Source organism: Microbacterium meiriae, assembly GCF_025143875.1.
GTDB lineage: Bacteria > Actinomycetota > Actinomycetes > Actinomycetales > Microbacteriaceae > Microbacterium > Microbacterium meiriae.
Window position 1 is genome coordinate 133,507 of the sequence record NZ_JAMBDU010000005.1, and the last position, 13,324, is coordinate 146,830.

At 69.7% G+C, this 13,324-nt stretch carries 18 protein-coding genes; 15 read left to right on the forward strand and 3 right to left on the reverse strand.

Annotated features, from left to right (window positions below):
- Window positions 1-11 precede the first annotated feature (11 nt).
- Genes M4D53_RS05120 through M4D53_RS05180 form a run of 13 tightly spaced genes read left to right on the forward strand, consistent with a single transcriptional unit; the run spans window position 12 to window position 9,567 of the window.
- The gene (locus M4D53_RS05120; protein ID WP_259952401.1) at window positions 12-1,142 is read left to right on the forward strand and encodes a Gp37-like protein; all 1,131 of its coding nucleotides are present in this window, start codon (window positions 12-14) and stop codon (window positions 1,140-1,142) included.
- A 6-nt stretch (window positions 1,143-1,148) separates the two neighbouring features.
- Complete coding sequence (locus M4D53_RS05125) at window positions 1,149-2,057, forward strand: hypothetical protein (protein ID WP_259952402.1); 909 nt, start codon at window positions 1,149-1,151, stop codon at window positions 2,055-2,057.
- An 18-nt stretch (window positions 2,058-2,075) separates the two neighbouring features.
- Window positions 2,076-2,648: a hypothetical protein gene (locus M4D53_RS05130; RefSeq protein ID WP_259952404.1), complete on the forward strand. Its 573-nt coding sequence runs from the start codon at window positions 2,076-2,078 to the stop codon at window positions 2,646-2,648.
- Between the two features lie 3 nt (window positions 2,649-2,651).
- Complete coding sequence (locus M4D53_RS05135; protein WP_259952405.1) at window positions 2,652-4,079, forward strand: hypothetical protein; 1,428 nt, start codon at window positions 2,652-2,654, stop codon at window positions 4,077-4,079.
- 10 nt (window positions 4,080-4,089) lie between these two features.
- Window positions 4,090-5,442 (forward strand): PKD domain-containing protein, encoded by a 1,353-nt coding sequence (locus M4D53_RS05140; RefSeq protein WP_259952407.1) that lies wholly within the window; start codon window positions 4,090-4,092, stop codon window positions 5,440-5,442.
- The gene (locus M4D53_RS05145) at window positions 5,443-5,967 is read left to right on the forward strand and encodes a hypothetical protein (RefSeq protein WP_259952409.1); all 525 of its coding nucleotides are present in this window, start codon (window positions 5,443-5,445) and stop codon (window positions 5,965-5,967) included. It begins immediately after the preceding gene.
- A 14-nt stretch (window positions 5,968-5,981) separates the two neighbouring features.
- On the forward strand, window positions 5,982-6,677 hold the full coding sequence (locus tag M4D53_RS05150; protein WP_259952411.1) for a M23 family metallopeptidase: 696 nt from the start codon (window positions 5,982-5,984) through the stop codon (window positions 6,675-6,677).
- 5 nt (window positions 6,678-6,682) lie between these two features.
- Entirely contained in the window at window positions 6,683-7,168 is a 486-nt protein-coding gene (locus tag M4D53_RS05155; RefSeq protein ID WP_259952413.1) for a hypothetical protein, read from the forward strand.
- Between the two features lie 14 nt (window positions 7,169-7,182).
- The gene (locus tag M4D53_RS05160; protein ID WP_259952415.1) at window positions 7,183-7,551 is read left to right on the forward strand and encodes a hypothetical protein; all 369 of its coding nucleotides are present in this window, start codon (window positions 7,183-7,185) and stop codon (window positions 7,549-7,551) included.
- On the forward strand, window positions 7,548-7,781 hold the full coding sequence (locus M4D53_RS05165) for a hypothetical protein (RefSeq protein WP_259952418.1): 234 nt from the start codon (window positions 7,548-7,550) through the stop codon (window positions 7,779-7,781). Before M4D53_RS05160 ends, M4D53_RS05165 begins: the two co-directional genes overlap by 4 nt.
- Before the next feature lies 1 nt (window position 7,782).
- On the forward strand, window positions 7,783-8,127 hold the full coding sequence (locus tag M4D53_RS05170) for a phage tail fiber protein (RefSeq protein ID WP_259952420.1): 345 nt from the start codon (window positions 7,783-7,785) through the stop codon (window positions 8,125-8,127).
- A 16-nt stretch (window positions 8,128-8,143) separates the two neighbouring features.
- Window positions 8,144-9,265 carry a hypothetical protein gene (locus M4D53_RS05175; protein WP_259952422.1) on the forward strand — a complete coding sequence of 374 codons (1,122 nt, stop codon included), beginning with the start codon at window positions 8,144-8,146 and terminating at the stop codon, window positions 9,263-9,265.
- The gene (locus M4D53_RS05180) at window positions 9,262-9,567 is read left to right on the forward strand and encodes a hypothetical protein (protein ID WP_259952423.1); all 306 of its coding nucleotides are present in this window, start codon (window positions 9,262-9,264) and stop codon (window positions 9,565-9,567) included. The genes M4D53_RS05175 and M4D53_RS05180 overlap by 4 nt, the downstream gene beginning before the upstream one ends.
- A gap of 264 nt (window positions 9,568-9,831) precedes the next feature.
- On the opposite strand, the gene M4D53_RS05185 is transcribed toward M4D53_RS05180, so the two are convergent.
- From M4D53_RS05185 to M4D53_RS05195, 3 genes are all read right to left on the reverse strand, one after another.
- Window positions 9,832-10,032, reverse strand: a complete 201-nt coding sequence (locus M4D53_RS05185) for a hypothetical protein (protein ID WP_259952424.1) — start codon at window positions 10,030-10,032, stop codon at window positions 9,832-9,834.
- A 76-nt stretch (window positions 10,033-10,108) separates the two neighbouring features.
- Window positions 10,109-10,240, reverse strand: coding sequence for a hypothetical protein (locus M4D53_RS05190; RefSeq protein ID WP_259952425.1), 132 nt, complete (start codon window positions 10,238-10,240; stop codon window positions 10,109-10,111).
- Between the two features lie 5 nt (window positions 10,241-10,245).
- The gene (locus M4D53_RS05195) at window positions 10,246-11,121 is read right to left on the reverse strand and encodes a tyrosine-type recombinase/integrase (protein WP_259952426.1); all 876 of its coding nucleotides are present in this window, start codon (window positions 11,119-11,121) and stop codon (window positions 10,246-10,248) included.
- Window positions 11,122-11,410: 289 nt separating this feature from the next.
- Here M4D53_RS05195 and M4D53_RS05200 point away from each other — a divergent pair, with 289 nt between their 5' ends.
- Window positions 11,411-12,298, forward strand: a complete 888-nt coding sequence (locus M4D53_RS05200) for a TIGR01777 family oxidoreductase (protein WP_259952427.1) — start codon at window positions 11,411-11,413, stop codon at window positions 12,296-12,298.
- A gap of 64 nt (window positions 12,299-12,362) precedes the next feature.
- A complete protein-coding gene (locus M4D53_RS05205; RefSeq protein WP_187661599.1) occupies window positions 12,363-13,316 on the forward strand; it encodes an L-lactate dehydrogenase in 954 nt (317 codons plus the stop codon).
- Window positions 13,317-13,324 lie beyond the last annotated feature (8 nt).

A 13,324-nucleotide genomic window follows, 5' to 3' on the forward strand; every position in this document is an offset into this window, starting at 1 on the left:
AGGGGGCCGCGATGCGACGCTCCTACCTCCGGACGGTCATCACCGACGCCGCGGGCGAGTACCTCACCGACTTCCGCGGGAAGGGCACGGTCGTCCAGCGGGCGTATCAGACACACACGGCGGCGATGGAGATCCCCGGGAAGCACCCGGCAGTCGCGGCGCTGCTCGCTACTGCGGAGCCGCGCGGCGAGGTGTGGATGATTACCGAGGACGTGGACGCTGGGACGCTCACGCGGGAGCGTGTGACCAGCGGCAGGGTTATCTCGGCGCAGGGGTCGGGTCCGTTCGGTCCGGCGACGGTGAACATCGCCGACGACAAGTCGCTGCTCGACACGGTGCTCGGCTGGCCGAAGCCGACGGCGGGACTGACCGGGCAGAACGTCGAATACGCGGTGTATACCGGGCCGACGGAGACGGTGGTGAAGGCGGCGATCGCGGCGAACGCGACCCGCCTCGGCCTGCCGTGGGACATCGTGCCCACTCGCGGCGTCGGCGCGGCGACGCGGCTCGAGCTGCGGATGCACGACTTGACCCGCATGGTCATGCCGCTCCTCGAGTCGGCGCGCCTGATCCTCACGGTCGAGCGGCAGGACAACGGACGGTGGATGGTCGACGTCGTCGCCGGCGACACCTACACGGGCGCGCTCACCCCGGAGTCGGGGGTGCTCGCCGAGTGGGAGTGGACGATCCAGTACCGCACCGCTACGCGCGCTGTCGGCGGGGGCCGAGGTGACGGGACCGCCCGGCAGTTCAAGCAGTACATCGACACGGCGGCGGAGGCCGCGGTCGGGCTACCGCTCGAGGTGTTCATCGACGCACGTCAGACGGAGGAGGGCGTGGACTTCACGCCGGAGATCGTCGAGGAGGTGAAGTCGCGCCGTCCGTCGGCGGGCTTCACGCCGCAGATCCAGGAGGCCGGGTGGTTCCGGTTCCCGGATGCGTACCGCATCGGCACGCGTGTCCCGGTGAAGGCCGGGGCGTTCGAGGTCGACGACGTCATCACTCAGATCGAGATCGTCCACGACGACAAGGGCTTCCGGGTGACGCCGACCATCGGGCTCGCGTCGGCCGACCCGCAGCAGCAGCTTCTCAACCTAGTCCGGCAGTTGGCCTCGCAGGTGCGCGGCCTCGAGCGGAGGTAACTCACGATGACCATCACCAGCGTCGGATACGCGGGGACGATCACCGACTCGAACTGGCGCCGGATGGCGACGGCGGCGGTCGGGTCGCTCTACGGCGTCGACGACTTCACGTCTTTCCGGGTGACCGCCGGCCCCGGTGATCGGGCCCTGGCCATTGCCGACGGCGGCGCGTTCGGCCTCGGCGTCCGCGACGAGTCGGATACGCCGATCGTCCTGAACGGCGACCCGGTCGCGTCGGGCTCCCGGTGGGATCTCGTCGTCCTGCGCCGCGACTGGAACGCCAAGGAGACGACGCCGCTCATCATCGCGGGCTCGCCGACGAAGGCACTCCCGGACCGTTACACCGGGTGGGGCACGATGAACGATCAGCCGCTCGCGCTGGTCCGGTTCGCCGCCGGGCAGTCGACGGCGCAGGAGATCGTGGACCTTCGCTGCATCCCGGCGGATGCCGGCGTCGTCGCGTTCGACCCGCTCACCCTGTCCTACCTCGATCGGGTCGGGACGCAGGTGCGGATCGGTGACACGCTCTGGACGCGGACGGTGAACGCGACAGGTTCGCCGCTGTGGGTGTCGACGGACCTGACCGACACCGGGTGGGTGAACGTCCCCCTCGGACCGAAGTGGGTCGCCGTCAGCGGTTACCCGCTCCGTGTCCGACGCATCGGGCCGGTTGCCTATCTCCGCGGGGCGGTGAAGGCAGGGAGTGGCGCGGGTTACGAGAGCCTCGGGACCGTCCCGACGCTGTTCCGCCCAACGGCGACGGCCCCGCTCGGCGCGACGGTCACGCAGTCGAAGGCATACGGCGAGATGTTCGTGACGACAACGGGCCTCATCTACATATCGGACGAGTACCGCTCCGGGTCGAACCCGGTCAACAACGTGGTGATGGTTCACGGCACCTGGCCTGTGGGCTGAGAGAGCGAGGGATGAGTCATGGCTGAGGATTACTTCGACGCGAAGCTCGCGCTTAACCCGGAGACGGGCAACGTCGTGCCGAGCGCGCAGGCACTGGTCTACGCGATCGAGGACGTCACGTTCTCGACGCCGCTGCCGATCACGGACCTGTCGGACATTCCGATCGCGATGCTCATCGCGTCGCCGACGGGGATCTACCCGCCTTTCAAGGTGACCACGGGCGACACGAAGGTCAACATCGTGTCGGGCTCGATGGTCACCCCGGTCACGTCGGCTGAGGGGTCGCGGGGCCTGCCCGGTCCTGCCGGCGACGACGGCATCGGCCTGCCGCCGGCGGGCACCCTGCCGGACGGGTACGTCCCGATCGTCGCGTCGGGCGAGTGGACCGCCGGCCCGATGGCCTCGGGAGGCACGGGCGGCGGGACATCGTCGATGCTCGAGGTCTACTGGGTGGAGGGTCAGGGCTGGCCGACGCTGCCCGCTACGGCCCCTCCCGGGGTCAAGTCGCGGTGGTTCATCGGCGGCCCGTCGGCCTATACCGGCGTGACGTGGGCGGGTGTCCGCGACATCTACGTCGCCCCGGGGGTGTGACCGATGCCGAACCCGATTCCGGGCGTGCTCTACCAGCGCACGCACCCTGACCCGGCGTGGTATGCACCGGGCCGTCCGACGCTGAACGCGCCGGCACCTGCGGCCGGGGCGGACTGGACCGAGGACGCCCCGCCGTGGGCGTTCACGAACCCGGCCGAGCTGACCGCCCGGTGGCCTGCCGGGGTGAAGGTCGTCGACATCCAGACCGGATCGTCGGACTTCTACACGAACCTGATGAGCACGGTGAACGCGGCCGGCGGGCGCGTCGTCGTCCGCCTCGGCGCCGGCGTCTACCGGCTGAACCAGTTCCGGCTCGCCGGGACCTCGGGGCTCGCGACGTACGCGTTCGGGTTCTTCTTCCCGAACCTACAGGGCCTCATCGGTCAGGGCGCGGACAAGACGTTCGTGCAGATGGACGCGAACAGCATGTCGCAGGCGCAGCTCAACGAGCTCGCGACGAAGACGAAGGCGTCGTTCTCCCCGAACCAGATGGGCTTTTGCCGCCTCGACGGCACGGCGTCCTCGCCGGTCCTGATCTCGGGGCTGACGTTCCGGGCCGCGGATCAGCAGCTCATCACGGCTCTCGCGTCGGACCTGTCCGACCTGTACCGTCCGCAGCCCGCACCGCATCAGGGCCTCGTGCTCTACAACGGCGCGTACGGGATCGTCTCGCATGTCCGGTTCCAGGGAGCGGGGCGTGCGCTCAACTCCCAGCCGCCGTTCGAGCACGCGTGCGCGAACTCGCAGCGCGGGAACGTGCAGTGGGTCCGGTGCGAGTTCGACGGCCGCCGGTCGCCCGCACTCGACCCGGCGCGCCCGCGTCGGTGCGCGCCGATCATGCTCAACAACGAGGTGTCGTCGACGCTCGAGGACTGTTGGCTGCACCACTCGAACGTGTCCCGCTATGCGGCGAACGACGAGAACACCGGGGCGACGGGGTCCTACACCCTCACCCGGACCAAGGTCGAGCAGATCACGAACACGCAGAACCGTGACCCCGCGATCAACGGGGGCGCGTCGCTCGGCGGGTACGAGAATGCGTCGCTCTGTGGGTGGGAGTCGAGCAACGCGACGATCACCCTGAACGACTGCATGCTCATCCAGGACAACCCGAACTCGAACTCGCAGTCGCCGATGCACCTGCAGTTCACGTCGGTCGGGAGCCGGAATCCGCAGGGCGGCCGACTCCGGGTGAACGGTGGCGTCTACCGCCATTCGCAGCACCCGCAGATCGACGGGTTCCTCACGTTCCGGATCTCGTCGGCGACGTACTGGTGGATCGACGGGGTCGCCAACACGATCGACGTCCGCGACGCGAAGGGCGGGAAGCTCACGCCGTACGTCGTGACGACGTCGTGGCCGCCGACCGCATCGGCACTGTCCGCTGCCGGGGTCACCCCGGCTACTCACTTCCTCGTCAGAACGAACTAGGAGACAGACCATGCAGTTCAGGAACGGATTCGAGGCGGGCGCCAATGGTGTGGCGATCACCGCGGCGAACAGCGGCGGTGGGTCGGACATCGCGTTCGGGGTGTTCGGCGCCGGCGCGCGGTACTCCAACGCGCGGGCGCACTCGGGCTCGCTGTCGTGCGAGTTCACCGACCCGGCGATCGCTACCTACGGTGGTGTGTCGCACACGGCGGAGACACTGTTCGGACTCAAGGGGTATTTCTACTTCACGAGTGCGAACAGCGGCGGCGAGTTCCAGCTCGGCGGCCTGTATGACGCGGCCGGAAACAGCGTGCTCATCCTCCGCGTGGCGGCGAGCAACGTGATCCGTCTGTACGCCTCGGGCGGCGGCGGGTCGAACGCGTGGGCGCCGGCCGCGACGATGCCGACCGGGCAGTGGATCCGGTTCGAGCTGCTCGCCGAGCAGGGCACGACCGCTACCGGCGGACGGGTGCGGGCGGCGATCTTCGCCGGCGACTCGACCACACCGCTCGCGGATTCCGGCTGGCTTGAGGGGATTAACCTCGGCGGCGGTTCCGTGGCGATCACCCGCACCCGGTTCGGTAAGGGTGCGGCCGGGTCGAACGCGGCGGGCGTCTTCATGGACGACGTGCTGCTGCACACCGGCGCGGACTATGCGTCGTTCCCGACGAGCATCGGCAATGAGCCTCCGGTCGTGTCGGCTGGTGGCGACCAGACGGTCGCGGGCGGTGCGACGGTGCTCCTCACGGGCACGGCGACGGACCCGGGTGGGTCGGTCGCGTCGACGGTCTGGTCGTTCGTCTCGGCGGCGTCTACGGGCACGCCGACCCTCACGGGTGCGAACACGCTGACGCCGTCGTTCGTGGCGGGCGCGGCTCCGCAGCTCTACACGCTGCAGCTCACCGCGACGGACAACCTCGGTGCGTCGAGCACGGACACGGTCGAGGTCCGGGTGCCCGCTTCGGGTGCCGTGGATGCCCGCCCGCTCCCGCTGCCTGCGACGGCGAAGGTCGGCGCGTGGACCCGGACCGGGGCGTCGAGTGACGGCGCCGCGCTGGCCGACGAGCTGAACACGACCTACCTCGAGTCCGACGCGGTGTCGGGCGCGGAGCAGAGCATCCGCGTCCGCCTGGCACCGTCGACGTCCCGCGCGACCGGCAAGGTGCAGGTCACGTTGGGCATGGACTCCGGGACGGGGACGTGGCAGATCCGGCTCTACGAGGGGACGACGCTGCGGCAGTCGTGGACTCAGGCGGGTGTCACCACGACGCCGACGGCCTACGAGTTCACGCTCAGCGCGGGCACGATCTCGTCGATCACGGACTGGTCGAACCTCAGCCTTGAGCTGGGGGTGACTTCCTAGATGGGCGGCCGTGCTTACCGTGCCGGCCTGAACACGCCTGCGACTCCGCCTGTCGGGCGGGCGTATCGGGCGGGGATGGTCGGCACGGCCCCGGCGTCAGCGCCGAAGGGGCGGGTGTTCCGGGTGGCGGCGGTGGGCACGGCGCCTGCGTCGCGCGTCGGCCGGGTGTTCCGGGCCGCGATGTCGGGCACTGCCTCGGTGGTGGTGCTCCCGATCGCGGACCGGACGGTCGAGCCCATGTCGACGGTGTCGCTGACCGCGGTGCTGTCGTCCGGCTTCGCGGCCGACTCGTACACCTGGCGGCAGGTGTCGGGCCCGGCGGTGTCGTTCTCCGGCACGGGCGCGTCCCGGTCGTTCACGGCCCCGTCGGCGCTGGCCGGCGCGACGGTCGTCATCGGCGTCCGCGCCACGGTCGGCGGCACGACGTCCGTCGAGCGCACGTTCACGGTGAACGTGCTCCCGCAGATCGTGTGGATGCGCACGAACGAAGACCCCGTGTGGCGGGGCGCGAAGATCACGCTCTGAAAGGCGGTCAGATCATGGGTGGAGCACCGACTCTGCGGATGCCGGTGAACCCGGCCTATACGGCGTCGTGGGATTCGCACACGCGGCGGTCGCCGCGGTCGAGCGAGCCGGGGACGGACATGTTCGTCCCGATCGGCACGCCCGTCTACGCGCCCGCCGCCGGCGTCGTCTACGGCTACGGCTCGTCGATCGGCCCCGCGACCGGCCGGTGGGTGGGTATCGACTTCGACAACGGGCTCCGCTTCCGGGCGCTGCACCTCTCGCGGGTGATGCGCATCGGCGGTCGGGTCAAGGCCGGCGAGCTCATCGGCTATTCCGGCGCCTCCGGCTACGGCTATGAGGACTGGTCGAAGCTGCGCACCATGCCGGCCGCGCACGTCCACGTCACCCTGTGGCCGTCGCACCTCACCCGATTCGGGTACAAGCCCGACGGCCGCCCGTGGTCCGTCGATTTCATGCGCTACGTCGCGAAGCCCGCACCCGCGGGACCGAAGCCGATCAAGAAGGAGGAGGACGCTATGTTCCCCACGATCCTCATCAACGAGGCCAACAAGTCCGGCACGTTTTACCTGTACGACCTCCGCACGCAGAAGGTGATCCGGCCGATCACGCGTGAGGAGAACACGGCCTTCCGTGCCGCGGAGAAGAAGGGCGCCGCGGTGTTCATCATCGCGAAAGAAGCCGACTTCAAGAAGGCCGGCGGGAAGTAACCGTGATGGAGCGCCTGCCGATCCCGCCGAAGATCCGACATCGGTACGAGGCGATCATCCGCGTCATCGACCTCATCACCTACTTCGCCGTGTTCGTCGGGGGCGTCTATGCCCTCGTCGGCACGCCGAACTCGGTCGTCGATGAGCTCGCCGGGTGGGAGTGGGTGATCCCCCTGTGGGCGTTCCTGCTCCTGCTCGGCGGGTCCGCCGGGTTCTGGGGGCGGCTGACTCGGTGGTGGATGGTCGAGGTGCCCGCGACGGTACTCGCGTTCTCCGGCATCGCGATCTACTTCCTTGTGCTCGGCCGGTTCGCGTTGTCGTCGATCACTTCCGCCGTCGCCGTGTCGCTGGTCACCGTCGCGATGCTCGTCATGGTCCGCCGGTACGCCGAGCTGCAGATATTCGCGACGGAGCCCGGGACTGACTTCCGCACTCGTGTCGCCGCGGCGCTCCGTCGGCGGACTGCTGACGTCGTCCGACGACACAGGTAGACGGGGGTCAGCGCATGGAGGATTTCAACTGGGTTGCGCTGGTCGTCGCTGTCGTCGGTGGCGGTGGCATCGGCGTGGCGATCCGGGAGGTCGTCGGCGTCGTGACCCTCGCTCGTCAGGGCGTCTCCGGCAAGGAGGACAAGCGCCGTTCGGACATCATCGCGCAGCGTGACCATGCGCTGAAGATGCAGGCCGAGGCTGAGGCGGGGGAGCGCGCCGCCGACGAGCGCGCGAACCGTGCAGCCGCTCGCGCCGACTACGAGGCGGACGTCCGCCGGCAGTGGCAGGAGGAAGCAAGCCGCCTGCGTCTCATCATCATCGACCTCGGCGCCGACCCCGGTCCGAGGCTCATCATTCCGTCGCCCCAAGGAGGCACATCATGAGCACCCCCACCCCTTCGACTCCGAACCTCGGGAACGTCGTCGAGAACCCCACCGCCCGGAAGGTGATCTACGGCGCGTATGCCGTGGCGGCCGTCGTCGTCGGTGGGATCGCCGCCTACTTCCTCGGCATCCAGACCCCGATCCCCGAGCAGGTCATCGGCGCGCAGGCCGTCATCGCGTACCTCGCGATCCCGGTCGGCGGCCTGGCGCTCGCGAACACGGGGCGCTGACATGGCGCTCTCGAACGTGGCGAAGGAAGCTGCGGCCCTCGCGGTCACCGGGCTCGGTGATCGGATCAGCCTGCACACCGCGGACCCGGGCACGACTGGCGCGAGCGAGGCGACCGGCGGGTCGCCGGCGTACGCGCGGAAGCAGACGACGTGGAGCGGTGGCGCGTCGGATGGGGTCGTCGCCGGGTCGCCTGTGTCGTTCGACGTGCAGGCCGGGACGTACACGCACTGGGGCGTGTGGACGTCGGGCGGTGTGTTCGTCGCGGGGTTCCCGTTGGCGTCGTCCACGGGCGCGCTGCCCGGTCAGACGACGGTCACCGCGACCCCGACGTTCACGGCCTCGTAACCGGAGGGGGTAGGTCATGGTCGCGCCTGAAGTGGTCGGCACGGCGACGACGTTCGCGTCTGCGACGTCCGGCGCGACGGTCGTCCTCGATCGCCCGGGTGGTGTGCAGGACGGAGACATGCTGGTCGCCGTCCTGCGCACCCCCGGGTCGACTTCCCCGACGGACTTCACGCTGAGCGGGTGGACGCGGCGCGGGTACACGTTCATCCCGAACGATGCCGCCGGCCGGGTCACCGGCATTTTCACGCACCCTGTGACGAGCGCGGCATCCGAGCCGGCGTCGTACACGTTCACGAAAAGCGTCGCGGATGCACGGCGGGTCGGTGCGATGTTCATCGTTCGGGGCGTGGATCTCACAGACCCAGTCCTCGGGCAGTCGACCGGGTGGAACGCCTCGGGCTCCCCGACGATCGTCCTGAACCCGTTCGCCGTGGCGTCGGCTGATCCCGCGCTGTTCCTGTACGCCTGGGCGACGGAGATCGTGTCGCCGAACGCGACGGAGCCGACGGCGACCCCCGGGACGGCGATCGCTCTGGTCCCGTCGTCCGCGGGCACGGGCTCCATCCGCACGACCGTTTGGGTCGGTTCGGAGGTGTTGGCTTCGACGTCCTCCGGGTCGAAGAGTCTGACGTGGTCTAGCGCGGCTGCGCAGGCGGCGACGGGCGTCGTCCTGCGGGGCCTGAACGTGGTGTCGCGGGCTGGTGACGGTTCCGTGTCGGTGGTCGGGTCGGCTACGCGTGCCCTGGCTGTCGCTGTGGTGGCGTCTGGCGGCGTTTCGGTGACGGGCGCGGCTTCGGCTGCGGTGACCGTTTCTCGGGCCGCTGACGGGGCTGTGAGCGTGTCCGGTGCCGCGGCCGTGGCGGTCGCGGTGTCGCGCGCTGCGGATGGTGTCGTGGCGGTCGTCGGCGCGGCGGTGGCCGTGGTCGGTGTGGCGGTCGCTGCACCGGGTGCGGTGACGGTCGGGGCCGTGGCGTCCGTGGCGCTGGTTGTGGCGGTCGATGCGGTCGGGGCCGTGACGGTCGTCGGTGCGGCCGTCGTGAAGGGCCCGCCGTTCCCGGACGTACTCACGCTCGCCGGCGGCGTGGATCAGTACACGCTCGACGGATCCGTGGAGGTCCTGACGTTGGAGGCCCGATGATTACCGTGAAGCAGGGCGACCGGGTGCCGGTGTCGCTGACCGTGAACCACAACCTCGGGGCGGCGTCGGTCGTCCTGGCGGTGAAGCACCTCACCCGGTCGGCTCTCGCCGAGACCATCGACGTCGAGGTGACGGACGCGGCGGGCGGTCAGGTCAAGTTCACCCTCGACGGGACGTGGGCGCGTGGCGACCACTACCTCGAACTGAAGATCACGCAGGGCGATGAGCTGCGGACGGCCCCCTCGGAGGGGACGTTCGTGGTTCGGGTCGTCCCGGCGATCATCCCCCCACCGACGGAGTAGCCGTTCCCCGGTCCCGTGCGCCCGTCTCCGGGCCGATCATCCACCCCTGGGCATCATCACCCACCCCGGGGATCCCGACCCCCAGAAGGAGGTAACCCTCATGCCGTTCACCCGCACGAACAGTCGACGCGGCGACCCGCAGCGTCCGGCCCTGTGGCAGCGCATCCGCGCCTGGCTCCGCAACCTGTTCCGGTAGGCCACCCGGCCGCACATACACGAACCCCCCATCCATGCCTTCGGGCGCGGATGGGGGGTTTCGTCGTGTCAGTCGCCTTGGCTGGTCATGCTGTCGAAGCTCCGCTTCACGGAGATCGACATCACGCCGAGCACGGCGGCGATGAGCAGGCAGATCACCCCCGTCGGCGGGGCGAAGAACAGCAGCGCGATACCCGCGAGTGCCGTGACGGCGGAGAGCCCGCCGAACACGACATAGGTCCAGAACGTGAACAGGTTCCATCTGCGCATGAGCTGAGCATAGCGATCCGAAATCCCCCTCGTTAGCCCTTCGGCTGACGAGGGGGATTTCGTGCGTTCACGGGGGTCAGGTGTCCTCGGCGCGGATCGCTTCGATGATCCGGTCGGGTAGGTCCTCCGGCATGGGGTCGCAGGGTGCGGGGTCGGTGTTGGGAGTGGGGTTCCCCGCACCCTGCTCTGGGCGCGCGATGGGATTCACGCGGGTCATGCTGCGACCTCGATCTGGCGGCGGCCCGAGTGGGCCGGGACCTGACGGGGCCGAAGCGTCACGATCGACGCCTGCTTCCGTTGCTCGCTGACGCCGGTGTAGACCTGCGTCGTCGACAGCGACTCGTGCATCATGAGTTCCTGCACGACCCGGATGTCGACGCCGTTCTCGACGAGGTCGGTCCCGAAGCCGTGGCGGAGAGAGTGCGGGGTGAGGCGCGGGTCGGTGATCCCGGCCCGGACCTTCGCCTTCGTGATGAGGTCCGTCACCGACGACGCCCGAATGTGGGTCGTCGGGTTCTTCCGCGCCGGGAACCACCAGTCATGCGCCGGCATCGTCGAGGCCAGCTCGCGAACCGTGGGGTGGAGGGGGAGGCGGCGTTCCTTCCGGCCCTTCCCGACGGTGCGGATCGTGTTCGTCAGCACGTCGATGTCATCGCCATGCACGGCCGCGATCTGCGACACCCGGAACCCCTGGTAGTACCCGACCAGGATCATCGCCCGCGTCTTCCGGTACGCCCCGGATTCGAGCATCGCGTCGACCTGCTCCCGGGTGAACGGGCGAGGCTCACCCTTCGGCACCCGGATCACCGGGAGCTTCGTCGCCGGGTTGTCGTCCCGCAGGCCCTCGGTCTGCAGGAAGGTGTAGAACGCGAGGATCGCGCCCCGCTCGGTCCGCCGAGTACCAGCGGCCACACCCTCCCGGCCGACGTACCTGCGCAGCGAGAACACGTCGCAGTCGACGAGCCGTCCGGTGTTGGCGGCGAGCGTGCGCAGGATGCTGCACCGGTTACGGATGGTGGTGGCCGCGAGGTTCTGCGCGCGCTGGTAGTCGACGAACATTTCGAGCGCGTCGGAGTCTTGAAAATCCATGTCGTTTCCCCCTCCGGAAGCGATGGGTCGTATCGGGTGCCCTGACCATAGCGACGGGGGTCGCAGGTGGCCTAGACCCTTCCTTGGCACACGCTTTCCTCGGTACGGTCCGGTGTACGCGTGTCCGCGTTCAGGCGGACTTCTGAGACCGGCGCTCGGCGAGAGATACGATGGGTCGCATCTGAGCGGTGGGCACGAACTGGGGCCCGAACTTCCGCGACTTCACCGTGGATGTCGTCGGTTCGATCCCGGCAGGGCCCACCCGTATCGTTTGCAGCGGGGAGCGGCAATGGAGCGACGCATCGTCATCAGTGGGGCATCGGGCCTCATCGGATCCGCGCTCACCGCCGCGCTCCGCGCCGACGGGATCGACGTGAGCACCTTGGTGCGACGGGCCCCGCAGGCGGAGGGCGAGGTCGAGTGGGCGCCGGGCGACGCAGCCCTCGACCCGGATGTTCTCGCCGGCGCCGAGGCCGTCGTGGCCCTCGGCGGTGCGAGCGTCGGACGCCTGCCGTGGACGCGCGGGTATCGACGTCAACTCGTCGAATCGCGGCTCGACGCGACGAACACCCTCACCACCGCGCTGCGCGCCCTGCGCACCGACGCGCCGGCATTCCTCTCCGCCTCGGCCGTGGGCTACTACGGCTCGGCGCCGGGCGAGGTGCTCACCGAGCACTCCGGACCCGGCAGCACCTTCCTCGCCGACCTCACCGTGCGGTGGGAGACCGCGGCGCGGCGCGCCGAGGACCACACGCGGGTCGCCCTGCTGCGGACGGCACCGGTGATCCATCGCCGGGGTGTGCTCCGTCCGATGATCACGCTCACGAAGCTCGGCGTCGCCGGCCCTCTGGGGACGGGTACGCAGATCTGGCCGTGGATCTCCTTGGAGGACGAGGTGCGCGGCATCCGCCATGTCCTCGATGAGAAGCTCGCGGGGCCCGTCAATCTCGCCGGACCCACGAGGGCATCAGCCAATGAGATCGGCCGCGCGCTCGCGCAGCGGATGCACCGGCCGTTCTGGCTGCCCGCTCCCCGGTGGGCGTTGCGCCTCGCCCTCGGCGATGCCGCCGAGTCGTTGCTGCTCCCCGACGCCGATGTGCGGCCGGAAGTGCTGGAGCAGTCCGGCTTCCGGTTCACTCATCGGACCGCAGCAGAGGCGGTCGCCGCGGCGGTGTGATGACGCTGCGATTCTCCCGGCGAGACCCCTGCCGTCACAGCGCCCGCGCTGTCAGGATGGGCGCATGGAGATCATCGAGAACTCGAAGCTCACCGTCGTCGGCGCGGGAAGCGTGGGGTCCAGCGTCGCCTACGCCGCGCTCATCCGTGGCTCGGCACGCCACGTCGCCCTGTACGACATCGCGACCGAGAAGGTCGAGGCCGAGGTGCTGGACCTCGCGCACGGCACGCAGTTCACGGGCAGCAGCGACATCATCGGCGGAAGCGACATCTCCGTGGCCGCAGGTTCCCATGTCGTGGTCATCACCGCGGGAGCGAAACAGAACCCTGGACAGACGCGCACCGAGCTCGCCGGGGTGAACGCCGGCATCATCCGGCGCATGATGCCGGAGCTGCTCGCCGTCGCGCCGAACGCCGTCTACGTCATCGTCACGAACCCGTGCGACGTGCTCACGGTCATCGCGCAGCAGGAGACCGGACTGCCGCCGGAGCGCATCTTCGCGTCGGGCACCGTGCTCGACACGTCTCGTCTGCGCTGGAAGCTGGGGGAGCGGGCGGGAGTGTCCACGGCGAGCGTGCACGCCCACATCATCGGAGAGCACGGCGACACCGAGTTCCCGCTCTGGTCGCGGGCGACGATCGGCACGGTCCCGATCCTCGACTGGGAGACCCCGGACCACCCGCGCTTCACCCTGGAGGAGCTGGACGAGATCGCCGTCGACGTCCGCGACGCCGCCTACAAGGTGATCCAGGGGAAGGGCGCCACGAACTATGCGATCGGACTCTCCAGCGCGCGCATCGTGGAGGCGATCCTCCGGGACGAGCATGCGGTGATGCCGGTGAGCACAGTGCTCCACGACTTCCACGGGATCGACGGCGTCGCCCTGTCCGTTCCGTCGATCGTCAGCGCCGCCGGCGCCGTGCCGATCCGCACGACCGCGTTCTCGGATCGGGAGCTCGGACTGCTGCGGGAGTCCGCCGACGCGCTCACCGCGGTCGCCGCGTCCCTGCAGGCGTGACGGCGGTG

Coding starts and splice junctions, on each gene's coding strand:
- M4D53_RS05175 (WP_259952422.1), top strand. CDS start 8,144: ATGGTCGCGCCTGAAGTGGTCGGCACGGCGACGACGTTCGCGTCTGCG.
- M4D53_RS05145 (WP_259952409.1), top strand. CDS start 5,443: ATGGGCGGCCGTGCTTACCGTGCCGGCCTGAACACGCCTGCGACTCCG.
- M4D53_RS05135 (WP_259952405.1), top strand. CDS start 2,652: ATGCCGAACCCGATTCCGGGCGTGCTCTACCAGCGCACGCACCCTGAC.
- M4D53_RS05180 (WP_259952423.1), top strand. CDS start 9,262: ATGATTACCGTGAAGCAGGGCGACCGGGTGCCGGTGTCGCTGACCGTG.
- M4D53_RS05185 (WP_259952424.1), bottom strand. CDS start 10,032: ATGCGCAGATGGAACCTGTTCACGTTCTGGACCTATGTCGTGTTCGGC.
- M4D53_RS05120 (WP_259952401.1), top strand. CDS start 12: ATGCGACGCTCCTACCTCCGGACGGTCATCACCGACGCCGCGGGCGAG.
- M4D53_RS05195 (WP_259952426.1), bottom strand. CDS start 11,121: ATGGATTTTCAAGACTCCGACGCGCTCGAAATGTTCGTCGACTACCAG.
- M4D53_RS05200 (WP_259952427.1), top strand. CDS start 11,411: ATGGAGCGACGCATCGTCATCAGTGGGGCATCGGGCCTCATCGGATCC.
- M4D53_RS05160 (WP_259952415.1), top strand. CDS start 7,183: ATGGAGGATTTCAACTGGGTTGCGCTGGTCGTCGCTGTCGTCGGTGGC.
- M4D53_RS05130 (WP_259952404.1), top strand. CDS start 2,076: ATGGCTGAGGATTACTTCGACGCGAAGCTCGCGCTTAACCCGGAGACG.
- M4D53_RS05155 (WP_259952413.1), top strand. CDS start 6,683: ATGGAGCGCCTGCCGATCCCGCCGAAGATCCGACATCGGTACGAGGCG.
- M4D53_RS05125 (WP_259952402.1), top strand. CDS start 1,149: ATGACCATCACCAGCGTCGGATACGCGGGGACGATCACCGACTCGAAC.
- M4D53_RS05140 (WP_259952407.1), top strand. CDS start 4,090: ATGCAGTTCAGGAACGGATTCGAGGCGGGCGCCAATGGTGTGGCGATC.
- M4D53_RS05165 (WP_259952418.1), top strand. CDS start 7,548: ATGAGCACCCCCACCCCTTCGACTCCGAACCTCGGGAACGTCGTCGAG.
- M4D53_RS05170 (WP_259952420.1), top strand. CDS start 7,783: ATGGCGCTCTCGAACGTGGCGAAGGAAGCTGCGGCCCTCGCGGTCACC.
- M4D53_RS05150 (WP_259952411.1), top strand. CDS start 5,982: ATGGGTGGAGCACCGACTCTGCGGATGCCGGTGAACCCGGCCTATACG.
- M4D53_RS05205 (WP_187661599.1), top strand. CDS start 12,363: ATGGAGATCATCGAGAACTCGAAGCTCACCGTCGTCGGCGCGGGAAGC.